The organism is Commensalibacter melissae (assembly GCF_003691365.1).
Taxonomy (GTDB): Bacteria; Pseudomonadota; Alphaproteobacteria; order Acetobacterales; family Acetobacteraceae; genus Commensalibacter; species Commensalibacter melissae.
Map to the genome: position 1 here is coordinate 1,087,346 of NZ_CP033087.1, position 13,378 is coordinate 1,100,723.

The window sequence follows — 13,378 nt, forward strand, 5'->3', positions numbered from 1 at the left end:
TGATACATAATTTAAAAAAATACATATCCAACAAGATAATTCAAATATAAGCTTTTTAAAAATCCGTTTTATTAATAAATCTGATACCCGTATGAATATAACCCCAACCCGTAATAATCGTTAAAATTGCCGCAATCCATAATAATATCGATCCAATAACATTAACCGGAAACCAGTTAATGTTCAATAATTCTGCACTGCTATCTCCAGCAAGTAAAAAACCAATAGCCACCATTTGAAAAGTTGTTTTCCATTTTGCCAGTTTTGTGACTGGTAGGCTGATCTCGAAAGAGGAAAGATATTCTCTTAATCCGCTGACCAGTATTTCTCTTGCCAAGATAATCATTGCAGGAATCAGTCCACCGTATGGAAGACGATCGTAACCAGCCATAACAATCAATATGATACCCACCAGTAATTTATCCGCAATGGGATCAAACATTTTTCCAAAGTCGGAAAGCTGTTGCCATGCACGGGCAAGCTTACCGTCTAAATAATCCGTAATACCAGCGATAATAAATAGTATACAGGCCAATAAATCTGTTACCGGCTTATGAACCATTACAAGAACAGCCACCAATGGTATTATAATTATACGGGACAAGGTAAGACAATTAGGTAAATTATAAAACATTTCTATTTAGGATCACGGCTGAACATTTATCAAAATAGTTATTTAACATTTTATAAAAAAAATGGAATAAAAAATATATATTTTCTTATATTTGTTACTTATATACACCAGGTCTAAAATAATCATATATTGATTCAGCCAAAACTCTATTAATACCTGGAATATTTTCTAAATCCGCAACACTGGCCTCTTTAACGGCGCTGGCAGAACCAAAATGGTTTAGTAGATTACGTTTTCTCTTATTACCTATACCCGGAATTGAATCCAGTTCGGATTTTTCTATGCTTTTTAATCTTCCCCCTCTATGAGTAGTAATGGCAAATCGATGCGCCTCATCTCTTAATCGTTGCAGATAATACAGAACAGGATCTCTTTCAGACAATTGAAAAGGATTTTGATCACGTGTAAAAAACCACTCTCTCCCTGCATTCCGGTCCGGTCCTTTGGCAATACTGACCAAAGCGACATTTTCAATCCCGAGCTCTTTCAAAATTGCATCAACAGCCGAAAACTGTCCCGCACCACCATCTATTAACAGTAAATCAGGGAAATTCTGCCAATCAGCAATTTTACCCTTGTTAAAACGTCTGAATAAAACCTCACGCATCATACCAAAGTCATCTCCAGGGGTGATATCAGATTTAATTGAAAATTTACGATAACCAGACTTAATAAAACCTTCAGGTCCAGCCACAACCATTGCCCCATATGCATTGGTACCCATTATGTGACTATTATCGTAAATCTCAATTCTTTTCGGAATATCAGACAGATTAAAAATATCACGAACCTGTTCTAATAATTTTGTTTGTGATGCAGTTTCAGCCAATTTCCGATCAAGCGCCATATGAGCATTATGTACCGCATGATCAACAACAGCCCTTTTCTCCCCTATTTTTGGCACATACAAACTTACCCTTTTCGATGCCCTCATACTTAATGCCTTACTCATCAGCGCTTGGTCAGATAATTTAATATTCATGTATATTTGTGATGGCGGCGGTTTATTTTCATAGAATTGTCCCAAAAAGGCATCCAAAATTTCTTCGGGGCTTTGATCCTCTGTTTGTATCGGGAATAAAGCACGATTGCCATTATTTCTTCCTCCCCTAATAAAAAACACCTGAATGCAGGTTAGATAACCCTTTTGCGCAAATGCTATTATATCAGCGTTGTCAATTGTTGCAGGATTAATTACTCCATTTGTTTGAACATAGGTAAAGGCCCGAATACGATCACGCATCACCGCAGCACGTTCAAAATCCAATTGCTCTGACGCCTTTTCCATTTCGGTAGCCAATTGCTGCTGAATAATGTTTGTTTCTCCAGAAAGAAATGATTTTGCTTGATTTATAAGATCATCATAATCTGTTTTACTAACGCGATCATCACAAGGACCAGAACATCGTTTGATCTGATAAAGCAAACATGGTCGCTTTCTGGAATTAAAAATACTGTCTTCACAACTTCTTAGCAGAAATATTTTCTGTAAAAGTTCAAGAGTCTGATTGACTGCCCCAACCGAAGCAAACGGCCCCCAATAGTAATTTTTCTTGGATATTTTTCCCCGATGTTTATCAATTCTAGACCATTTTTCTTTTGTTATAACTAACCAAGGGTATGATTTATCATCCCTCAACAAAATATTATATCGTGGTTTAAGACTTTTAATCAGATTGGCTTCAAGTAGTAGAGCCTCAGCTTCCGTATAGGTGGTTATAATTTCCATGGAAGTCGTTTGCAAAATCATTTTACGTATACGCTCGGTCAATTGTGTCAAGCGTGTATAGGAGGATACGCGTTTTTTTAAATTTTTTGCTTTACCAACATATAAAACTTCCCCTTTTTCATTAAGCATACGATAAACCCCTGCCGTTTCGGGCATTGTTTTCAAAGCATGCTTAATTGCTTTTGTACCCTTATACGAATCCAAAGTTTTGTAATCATGAAGTTTCATTGCATTTTTTTTACCATCATCACAAATAAGTTCTGTTATCCTTTTATTTTCTAAGACTTATTTTACTTCTCCACTGATTTTGTGGATAACTCTATGGATGAATATCTAATATATGGATGTAAAAGGCAGTTTATCAAGCCCTTATATGTTTTGCCTAATTTTTAAGCAATTAATATAACTCATTGATTTTCAATCATTTTTATTGTTACATGGAATTATTCAATATTTATAACTAATTTATCACAAACCCTAAAATCACTGTCAAGTCCAATAGTGGACAAAATAAAAATTTTAATTTCAATAATGTAATTATCCACAATTTTCAATATTAAGATTTATTTATTTTTTACTGGACATTTTCTGATTAAATTCCTAAATTGACCTTCTTCTCTTAATTTGAATTTATTTTAAATTATAATCAATTTCCCTTTTCAAATTTGAAATTTCTATATGCGTATAATTAGTTGGAACATTAATTCATTAAGGTTACGCTTGCCTTTGTTAAAACAACTGGTAGAATTAGCAAATCCCGATATTTTATGCCTTCAGGAAACAAAAGTCCCTGATCCTCTTTTTCCCCGATCTGAAATAGAATTACTCGGTTTTCACAATTGTCTTTTTAAAGGAATGAAAAGTTATAACGGCGTTTGTATTTTATCAAAACATCCATTAGGATACCATGTTTCCAACACTATACAATGGTGCGGTAAAAGTGACTGCAGACATATTTCAGTTCAATTCAATTATAAAAATAAAAAAATAAACCTTCATAATTTCTATATTCCTGCAGGTGGGGATGAACCTGATCCAACTATAAATCCCAAATTCAAACATAAATTAGATTTCCTGACAGAAACAAAAGAATGGTTTTCTCAAAATAAGGAGACCAGTTCAATTCTTGTAGGAGATTTTAATATTGCACCCTTGGAAAATGATGTATGGAACCACAAACAATTATTGAAAATTGTCAGTCATACACCCATTGAAACTGAAAAACTCAATCAATGGTTACATACGGGTTATATTGATGCAATGCGTGAAATAATTCCTCCCCACGAAAAACTATATACCTGGTGGTCTTATAGAAACCGTAACTGGGAAAAGTCAAACCGGGGAAGAAGGTTGGATCATTTATGGATTTCTCCAGATCTACGATCACACCTAAAAACAATTCAGGTTTTTAAAGAGGCTAGAAACTGGGACAAACCTTCTGATCATGTCCCAATCATGCTGGAATTAAAATAAATAACTATTCTTCTTTTTTATCAGAAATTGAGCTCAGCCGATATCCACCAGCCTCAGTTATCAGAAGGGTTACATTCGAAGGATCAGGCTCGATTTTTTGGCGTAGACGATAAATATGGGTCTCAAGTGTATGGGTTGTCACCGCTGAATTATATCCCCAAACCTCATTCAACAAAACTTGTCTTGGTACTGGTCTTGATCCTGACCGATATAAAAATTTGAGTATGGCAGCCTCTTTTTCAGTCAAACGGATCCGACGATTTGAATCCTGTTCCTGCAACGACTTTGCAGACGGACGAAAAATATAATTGCCAATTGTGAAAACAGCATCCTCACTACTAGCAAAAATACGCATCTGTGCCCTTAATCTTGCCAGTAACTCGGCAATGCGAAATGGTTTTGATACATAATCATTACCGCCTGCATCAAGCCCCCTTACAACATCCTCTTCATTATCTGAACCTGTCAGCATAATAATGGGTGTTCTGCAACCTTCCTTACGTAAATAGGCACATAGATCACATCCATCGCCATCTGGAAGCATTACATCCAATATGATTGCATCATAATGCTTATCAGAATCCAGAATTTTGTTTTTAGCCTCATTTACCGTTAAGGCACTTGAAACCTCAAATTCTTGATTTTCTTGCAATTGTTCGGTTAGTGTTTCAATTAACTTTGGATCATCATCAACCACTAAAACAGGATGAATGCCTGTCATTGAATTTACCCTTCTTTTAAAACCATATCCCTATTACAAATATAAGGATGAAGTTAGAGATTAGTATCTTTATACTCAAAATTACGTTAATTTTTAATAATTTTTAACTAAAAATTACAAAAATTTTCAATTTTATAGCTCAAAAATAATTTACTTAAACTCAAATTACCCTAAAATTATACCTAAATAATAAAGGGAAATTAACATGAGTATCCTGACCCTTATTTCTTTATTGTTTCTTCTTACCGCAATTTGCGGGGCAATTAATCTGAAATATCTCAAACTTCCCATGACCATAGGAATTATGATTGCCGCATTCATATTTTCAATAATCCTATTTATCTCGGATTATTTCCTTTCATTTGTTTCCGGATATTCATTTGCACAGAAAATTATCTCACAAATCAATTTTCCCACTTTGCTTCTCAATGGTGCTCTAGCATTTCTGCTTTTTGCAGGAAGTTTGCAAATTTCATTACATGAGTTGTGGAAAGCTCGCTATAATATTGCTTCCTTGACAATTATTGGCACTTTATTATCGATATTATTTCTCGGTCTTGTTTTTTGGGTTCTGTTTTATCTATTTTCTATTCCCATTTCTTTACTCTGGTGTCTCACCCTAGGCGCTATTATAGCCCCGACAGATCCGGTTTCAGTTATCAGTATGTTCGGCAGACTAGGCCTTTCCAAACGGTTACAAGCAATTTTTGCTGGAGAAAGTCTTTTCAATGATGGTATAGCTTTAATTGCTTTTACAACATTTTTATCCGTAATCATTCATCAAAAGACCCCATCCACAACCAGTCTATTCTTGATTAGCATAAAAGAGATTATTGGCAGTGGTCTTCTGGGTATTATAACCGCCACCATTGTTATTTTTATAATCAGACGATTGTCCCACAACGAAATTACCATATTATTTTCACTGGCTTTGGCGGCAGGTACCTTTTCTATCGCAAGTGATCTTAACATGTCAGGTCCCATTGCAGTTGTGGCAAGCGGTTTATTGATCGGTAACCATCTTCAAAAACAGCCTGCGGAAAAAAGTGATTCGGTTATTTACTGCTGGCATGTAATTGATGAAATCCTCAATACCATGCTATTTTTGATAATTGGGTTGCAGATTGTCATCATCCCTTTCAGTTATCATATTCTGGTTATCACATTCCTAGCTTTTCCATTTCTGGCAATTACACGTTTCATAGCCCTCAGTCTAAGTGGTTTTGTATTATTATATCAGGATTCAAACCCGAAGGGTTTGATTTCCATTCTAACATGGGGAGGACTAAGAGGAGGTATTTCCCTGGCAATAGCCTTATCTCTCCCCAATATATTTCCAAAAAATGAAATCCTGCTCATCTGTTATGGGTGCGTAGTGTTAACCGTTTTAATTCAGGGATTAACCATAGAATACGTTGTTAATTATTTTTACAGAAAAGAAATAAATTAATTATTCACCATAACCGTGCAAAAAAAACCATCCGTTTGATTTTGCGCTGGTGTTAATTGAAAACTTGTTTTTTTCATGAATTTTTCGGGTAACAATCCTGAGGTCGTATCAGGTTCTACGAGTGAAAAATTGTTATTTCTTTCCAGAAAATTATTGATTTGATTTTGATTTTCCTGACGTAATATTGAACAGGTTGCATATATCAACCTTCCACCTTTTTTTACCATTCTCGCTGCAGAATCAAGAATATGGGCCTGTTTTTCAACAAGTTCCAATAAATCATTTTCCTTAAACCTTAAACGCGCATCAGGATTACGTCTCCAAGTTCCGGTACCGCTACAAGGTGCATCAACCAAAACACGATCGAAACTTTCAACACGCCTTTTTAACCATTTTGCATCTTCAGCAAAAATATGGGTTTCACAATTAAAAACACCTGCCCTTCGCAAACGACTTTGAGCGGCATTTAACCTAGTGGAAAAAATATCTGATGCAATAATATGCCCTTTATTTTTCATCATCATCGCCATAGCCAACGTTTTACCTCCAGCTCCCGCGCAATAATCCAGGACACGCATTGACGATTTAACACCAGTCATGAGTGCAATTAATTGGCTACCTTCGTCTTGAATTTCAACCAGACCATTTTTGTAAGCATTTGTGGATGTTATGGATTGTCTTCCTTGAGCTCTCAATCCCCATGGAGAAATATTCATTAATTCTGTTTGTATATTTTCAGATGCTAGAATCTCCCTGGCTTTATATCGATCTTCCACTTTTAGAAAATTGACACGCAAATCAAGAGTGGCTGGTTCCAACAATGTTGAAAGTTCTTTTTCTGTCTGATCCCCGTATTGGTCATTTATGATAGGATATACCCAATCTGGAACTTCATAAATTACCGCTTTGGACATTTCAGCGGAAACAAACGGTTTGTTTACCAAAGATTGCAAATATAAAATTTCGTTATTATTTAACAATAATGGCGCATATTTTTCACCTGAATAAAAATTATGCACTTTATTTATAGAATTTCCTGACAAAACCAAATAAGCTGCGACCATCATACGAGGATTGATCGGACTACCTACTCTTTTCAGCCACCATTTCAACTTTCGGTAACAACGTAAAATTTCCCAAACTTTACCTGAAACAAAACGACGATCCCCTCCTCCAATATAACGGCGCCGCCTGAAAAACCGATTGGCTGTTGAATCAGCCGGAATATATTTTTCTTTCTGAATAGCTAAAAGCAGTTCAATCACTGCCGAAATTTGTGCTGAAGGGGTCATACGTCTTTACTTAAATATCTGATAGACAAATTTATTATTTAATTATGATGATAGTTAGGCGCTTCACGCGTAATTACAACATCATGAACATGGCTTTCCCTCAATCCCGCTCCCGTAATTTTACGGAATTGAACATTTATTTTCATTTCTTCAATCGTCGCATTGCCAGTATATCCCATACCTGCTTTCAAACCGCCAACCATCTGATGTATAACTCCTTCTGCCGCCCCTTTGTATGTTACCTGCCCTTCAATGCCTTCAGGAACAAGCTTATGGCTTTCCTTGATATCCTGTTGAAAATAACGGTCAGCAGATCCACGAGCCATGGCACCAAGACTTCCCATTCCGCGGTATGATTTATAGGAACGTCCCTGATATAGAAATACTTCACCAGGGGCTTCATCAGTACCTGCCAGTAAAGATCCAATCATGACAACATCTGCACCCGCACCGATAGCTTTAACAATATCGCCAGACGTGCGAATTCCACCATCTGCTATTAAAGGAATATTGGCAGCATGACAAATTTCAGACACTTCCATTACTGCCGAAAATTGGGGAACTCCTACCCCTGCAACAACACGGGTTGTACAGATTGAACCTGGACCAATTCCAACTTTTACTGCATCAGCGCCAACATCAATCAATGCTTGAGCACCTTCTGGTGTCGCAATATTTCCCGCAATAATTTGAACGTCAGCATAATTTTTCTTGAGGCGCCCTATCGAGTCCAAAACACCCTGGGAATGTCCATGTGCCGTATCTACGACCAAAACGTCAACACCAGCCTCTATAAGCGTGACAGCCCGTTTATATCCGTCCTCACCAACACCTGTGGCAGCAGCACAACGTAAACGACCATATTGATCCTTGTTGGCCAAAGGATAAACGACTGATTTTTCCATATCCTTGACAGTCATTATTCCGACACAACAATCATTTTTATCAACGACAAGCAATTTTTCGATACGATTTTGATGAAGCAGTTTTTTAGCTTCATCGGGACTCACACCCTCTTTGACTGTAACCAGGTTATCTTTTGTCATTAACTCCGCAACAGGTTGTTTTGCATTTGTTGCAAACCGGACATCACGATGCGTGACAATACCAACAAGCCGATTCGTATTTTTTTCAATAACAGGTAGACCACTTATGTTATGGCGTTTCATTGTTGCAATGACTTCTTCTAAAGTCTGTTCAGGATGAACAGTTACCGGATCAACCACCATTCCCGATTCAAAGCGTTTTACCTGCTTGACCTGATTGGCTTGTTCCTGAATGGATAGATTTTTATGAATAACCCCTATTCCTCCATTTTGTGCCATAGCAATGGCCATTGCACATTCGGTCACTGTATCCATGGCTGATGAAATCAAGGGTATATTCAAACGGATAGATCGGGTCAAATTGGACCGAACATCAGCCTGATTAGGCAATACATTAGATTTTGCTGGAATAATCAAAACATCATCAAAAGCAAGGGCTTCTCGAATATGTTTTTGGGAAATAGATGAATGTGCCATTATGGTACCCTTTATTAAAAATTAGAAAATTAAAGATAAAAAGGGATAACCGAAAAAAATCGGGTTCCAATTATTGGCAATTCTTCATACCTAAAAAATTGTGATTAGACAAGCCAAAAATCAATTTTGTGTCAAATAGTGACAAAATCAAATTATCCTTGAAATTTTATCAACACATTCACGATTTATCTTCGGAATTATTCCCTTTAAACCCTGTAGCAATCACATATAACTCTTTGGATTCCTTACGACTTGCTGGAGGTTTTGCATGTTTTACAATTTTGAAGGATCGCTTGAGTTTATTTAACATCAATTTTTCACTTCCCCCCTGGAAAACTTTGGCAATAAAAACTCCATTCAAATTTAAAATTTTTATTGCAAAGTCCAAAGCCTGTTCTGTCAAATCAATTATTCTTATATGATCCGTTGCTGCATGTCCTGTCGTGTTCGGTGCCATATCAGACATGACCAGATCCGCCTTACCCTCTAATTTACCCAGTAAAACTTCAAGATTATGGGGCTCTGTAAAATCTCCCTGAAAAATATCAGCTCCCATGACTGGTTCAACTTGCAACAAATCAATACCTACAACTTTGGATGCCTTGTGATATACCGCAACCTGAGACCATCCTCCTGGCGCTGCACCCAGATCAACAACCTTCATCCCCTTTTTTAAAAAATGAAATTTGTCATTTAATTCTATCAGCTTATAAGCGGCACGGGACCGCCAGCCATGTTGTTGTGCAGCTTTTACATAAGGATCATTTAACTGACGCGTCAACCATCTTTGTTGAGATGTTGAACGCCCTTTTGTTTTTTTTAAGGTAACCGTCAATCCAGTATCAAAACGCGATTTCTTCTTTTTGCGCGAATTAGAATTCGCATTATCTTTATTCATAGTTTTTACTTTAATTATACTGATTAATTAAATTCATTACTGGTTTAACAAATAATGATGATTTTTATAATAGTTTCTTAACTTGTTTGTCGTCATTTTGGCAATTATTCCATCTCGAATACCTCGATCGGCAACGACAATGTCATTGGCGGGCCACAAGGTATGTATGGCATCAAATATTGCGCATCCAGGTAAAAGATAATGAATTCTTTTTTTATATCGGTCGGAAAGAATTTCAGTCTCTTTGAATTTCTGATCTAGCAAAGTCCTGATTATTTCCTTGAGTTGGGCTGTTTGCAAAGACAAACCATCAATCGCCGCACGATTATACTTATTTTGGTTTAACAAAATGCTTGCAAGGGTGGTTATAGTCCCACTTACCCCTATGAATTGAACCTGATTTCTTACAATCTCTGCCTGAATACGGTGAATGGCCTCGAATTCCATTACCTTGGATAAAACAAAATCAAACATTTGATAGTAATTCTGCAAAGTGGCAATATTGAATTGCTCCCTTAACGTAAGAATGCCAACAGGTATACTGAAACATCCAATCAAAATATATTTTCGTCGCGCAAAATCAATTTTAACCCATGCAATTTCAGTGGAACCACCTCCAATATCAAATAATAGAGCCTTGGTCTTATTACGTTTCAACACATTGTCATATAAAAATGAATTACAACCGGCCAAAGCCAGCTCAACCTCTTCCCGTGGTGAAATAACCTTAATGTTCAGTCCTGTTTCATATAAAACCTGACTAAGAAAATGATCAGCATTTGAGGCGCGTCGACAAGCTTCGGTAGCGACAGCATAAAAAGCGGAAAATCTTTTACCTTCAATTTTGGATGCACAATGTCGGAGGGCGACCATTGTACGTTCCATGGCAGCTTGACTCAACTGACCTGTTTCATACAATCCCTCACCCAATCGAACTACTCGATTATAATGATCAACAATTCTCAACCTGCCACGATCAGATGACACGATCAGCAGACGACAATTATTTGTGCCTAAATCCAATGCCGCAAACATATTTACGCCCTAATTACTTTATCCAGTCAAAGTTAATTCCTTATATTTTGTATAGCTCCTTAATATTAACACAATTTATTATTAATTTGGATTTTTTTATTAAAATAACTAAAAATTTTTGTAATTAATTTATTTTACCATACCCTTGTTTTATAATTTTTTACATGTTATAAGCATCCACATTAAATGTATTGGGAGATAGTTTAGCGGTAGAACTACCGGCTCTGACCCGGTCAGCCCTGGTTCGAATCCAGGTCTCCCAGCCAAAAATGTTTCCGTTATGACATTCAAGATAATAAAATGAGATGGAAAACATTTACTTTATATTCAGAATGTTCCGTAAAAGTTATAGATTATAAAACTGAATTATCTATAAATCTTGAAAAATGGATTGAAAATTCATGGGTTGCCAAAAAAACATTATACCCAAAATTGTTTAATGGACGTGTATTTACCGCTACTTTGATATTACCCCATCAAATAACGGGATATTGGACAGAATATAGATATGTTTCGGCCCAAATGGAAAATAAGGAGTTTAATAAATCTCTTTGTCTTAAACCTTTGGCTGTAACAGGTTTAATTTTTTGCGATGATGGTTTTATTCTTGGAAAAAGAAATAAAAATAGCGTTTATTTACCCAGTTACTGGCAATGTGCCCCTGCGGGTAGCGTGGAAGCGCGTCATAAAGAAAAAACTGTAAATTTGCACGAACAATTATTTGTGGAGGCAAGAGAAGAACTTGGATTAAAAAAAGATTTTTTTTCAAATAGCCGCATTCTTATTGCAACTCAACATCCTGAAACAGACATAATCGATATCGGAATAATGTTGAAAACACACTTGAATTTTCAACAAATATATAATTATTGGCAAAAAAAAGGCAACTCAGAATATGATGAACTTATATGCATATCCGATTTAACCCTTTTACCTAAACCAATTATTCCATCCACCAGATATTTAATCAAGGCCAGCTATAAAGATAATAACAGGATATGACTAGCTGCTTTTAACAATGCCGATCTGTTTGATATCATGAAATTTTAAGTCTTTTTGCATTTCAACAGTTCGTTGCATCATGAATTCAGAAGTGGCCAGAAATACTGGATCTCCGTCTATGTCATCAGCAATGGCACTTTTGTTGGAATTAATAAATTTCTCAATTTTGTTTTTCTCACCCTCAAACCAACGGACCTGTGTAAAAGATACAGTATCAAATCCTATTTCAACACCGTACTCATGTTTCAAACGCGTCTGTAAGACATCAAGTTGCAATATTCCAACCACACCAACAATAGGCGAAGACCCGTCCTGTGGTTTAAAAAGCTGGACAACGCCCTCTTCTGCAAGCTCAATTAATGCCTGTTTTAATTTCTTGGCTTTCATCGCATCAGCAAGGCGAACCCGTCGTAATATTTCAGGGGCAAAATAGGGTACTCCTGTAAATTGAAGCTCCTCTCCTTCCGTCAAGGTATCTCCAATACGTAATGTGCCATGATTGGGAATTCCAACAACATCTCCCGCAAAAGCCTCTTCTGCCAATTGTCTGTCTTGTGCAAAGAAAAACTGAGGCGTATGTAACGCAAAAGTTTTTCCTGTACGGGTATGTTTCAATTTCATACCTCGTTCTAAACGTCCAGAACAAATACGGGCAAAGGCGATACGATCCCGATGATTTGGATCCATATTTGCCTGAATTTTAAATACAAGGGCAGTCATTGATGGTTCATTTGCCGCCACCAGACGTTGATCACTTTCCTGATTTCGTGGACTTGGGCCAAATTCAACCAATGCATCCAAAAGATCATGAACCCCCAATTCCTTAATCGCACTTCCAAAAAAAACCGGGGTTAAAAAACCTGCCTTAAAATCATCAATATTAAATTCCGGCAGAGCAGCCTTAACCAATTCCACTTCTTCTTTTAATGCTATAACACGATCATCTGTTTCTGGAATTCCCTGTTTTAGGCGCATGGTTTGTTTCCGAACATCATAAGCACCCAAAAATTTGGCAGCCCGTCCCACAGGCCATGTTAAAGGTGTTGTTTCAAGAGCCAGTGTAGAGGCCACTTCATCTAGCAATTCAAAAGGATCCCGAGATTCCCTGTCCATCTTGTTGATAAAGGTTACAATCGGTATATCGCGCAAACGACAAATTTCAAAAAGTTTCCGTGTTCTTGCCTCAATCCCTTTTGCCGCATCAATAACCATAACTGCGGCATCAACAGCCGTCAAAGTCCTGTATGTATCTTCAGAAAAATCTTCGTGACCAGGCGTATCCAACAAGTTAAAAATGCAACCACCATATTCAAACGTCATAACAGAAGTTACAACTGAAATACCACGATCCTTTTCAATATTCATCCAGTCCGAACGAGTTCGACGCTGTTCCCTTTTAGCACGGACATTTCCCGCCATCTGTATAGCCCCACCAGCATGCAATATACGTTCAGTCAAAGTCGTCTTACCCGCATCAGGATGGGAAATAATAGCAAAAGTGCGACGACGGGAAATTTCTTTATCCAGACTCTGAACTGTATCTAACATCAAGCAGCCCTAAATTTATATTGAAAACAATAAACGCACAAAAGCCGAGCAAAAAATTGCTCGGCATTTTTGT

Annotated in this window: 11 protein-coding genes and 1 tRNA gene; 4 read left to right on the forward strand and 8 right to left on the reverse strand. The window is 36.9% G+C overall.

What is annotated here, in order from left to right:
- Positions 1–55: 55 nt before the first annotated feature.
- Complete coding sequence (gene pgsA / locus D9V35_RS04940) at positions 56–634, reverse strand: CDP-diacylglycerol--glycerol-3-phosphate 3-phosphatidyltransferase (protein ID WP_110438037.1); 579 nt, start codon at positions 632–634, stop codon at positions 56–58.
- 94 nt (positions 635–728) lie between these two features.
- On the reverse strand, positions 729–2,591 hold the full coding sequence (uvrC, locus tag D9V35_RS04945) for an excinuclease ABC subunit UvrC (RefSeq protein ID WP_122123616.1): 1,863 nt from the start codon (positions 2,589–2,591) through the stop codon (positions 729–731).
- A gap of 450 nt (positions 2,592–3,041) precedes the next feature.
- Between uvrC and xth the strand changes: the two genes are divergently transcribed.
- On the forward strand, positions 3,042–3,836 hold the full coding sequence (gene xth, locus D9V35_RS04950; RefSeq protein WP_122123617.1) for an exodeoxyribonuclease III: 795 nt from the start codon (positions 3,042–3,044) through the stop codon (positions 3,834–3,836).
- Positions 3,837–3,840: 4 nt separating this feature from the next.
- Here the strand turns inward: xth and D9V35_RS04955 are convergent, their stop codons facing one another.
- Complete coding sequence (locus D9V35_RS04955; protein WP_122123618.1) at positions 3,841–4,557, reverse strand: response regulator transcription factor; 717 nt, start codon at positions 4,555–4,557, stop codon at positions 3,841–3,843.
- Between the two features lie 205 nt (positions 4,558–4,762).
- On the opposite strand from D9V35_RS04955, the gene D9V35_RS04960 reads away from it, so the two are divergent.
- Positions 4,763–6,007 (forward strand): cation:proton antiporter, encoded by a 1,245-nt coding sequence (locus tag D9V35_RS04960; protein WP_122123619.1) that lies wholly within the window; start codon positions 4,763–4,765, stop codon positions 6,005–6,007.
- On the opposite strand, the gene D9V35_RS04965 is transcribed toward D9V35_RS04960, so the two are convergent.
- The 4 genes from D9V35_RS04965 to D9V35_RS04980 form a co-directional block, all read right to left on the reverse strand.
- Positions 6,004–7,299 carry an RsmB/NOP family class I SAM-dependent RNA methyltransferase gene (locus D9V35_RS04965; RefSeq protein WP_122123620.1) on the reverse strand — a complete coding sequence of 432 codons (1,296 nt, stop codon included), beginning with the start codon at positions 7,297–7,299 and terminating at the stop codon, positions 6,004–6,006. The genes D9V35_RS04960 and D9V35_RS04965 overlap by 4 nt on opposite strands.
- 38 nt (positions 7,300–7,337) lie before the next feature.
- On the reverse strand, positions 7,338–8,822 hold the full coding sequence (gene guaB, locus D9V35_RS04970) for an IMP dehydrogenase (protein WP_122123621.1): 1,485 nt from the start codon (positions 8,820–8,822) through the stop codon (positions 7,338–7,340).
- Positions 8,823–9,000: 178 nt separating this feature from the next.
- On the reverse strand, positions 9,001–9,720 hold the full coding sequence (locus D9V35_RS04975) for an RlmE family RNA methyltransferase (protein ID WP_122123622.1): 720 nt from the start codon (positions 9,718–9,720) through the stop codon (positions 9,001–9,003).
- Positions 9,721–9,756: 36 nt separating this feature from the next.
- Positions 9,757–10,755: a Ppx/GppA phosphatase family protein gene (locus D9V35_RS04980; RefSeq protein ID WP_122123623.1), complete on the reverse strand. Its 999-nt coding sequence runs from the start codon at positions 10,753–10,755 to the stop codon at positions 9,757–9,759.
- A gap of 192 nt (positions 10,756–10,947) precedes the next feature.
- Here D9V35_RS04980 and D9V35_RS04985 point away from each other — a divergent pair.
- Together D9V35_RS04985 and D9V35_RS04990 are read left to right on the forward strand one after the other, a co-directional pair.
- Positions 10,948–11,021, forward strand: a tRNA-Gln gene (locus D9V35_RS04985).
- Between the two features lie 34 nt (positions 11,022–11,055).
- A complete protein-coding gene (locus D9V35_RS04990) occupies positions 11,056–11,757 on the forward strand; it encodes an NUDIX hydrolase (RefSeq protein ID WP_122123624.1) in 702 nt (233 codons plus the stop codon).
- Here the strand turns inward: D9V35_RS04990 and D9V35_RS04995 are convergent, their stop codons facing one another.
- Complete coding sequence (locus D9V35_RS04995; RefSeq protein ID WP_122123625.1) at positions 11,758–13,305, reverse strand: peptide chain release factor 3; 1,548 nt, start codon at positions 13,303–13,305, stop codon at positions 11,758–11,760. It abuts the gene before it with no gap.
- Positions 13,306–13,378: the final 73 nt, after the last annotated feature.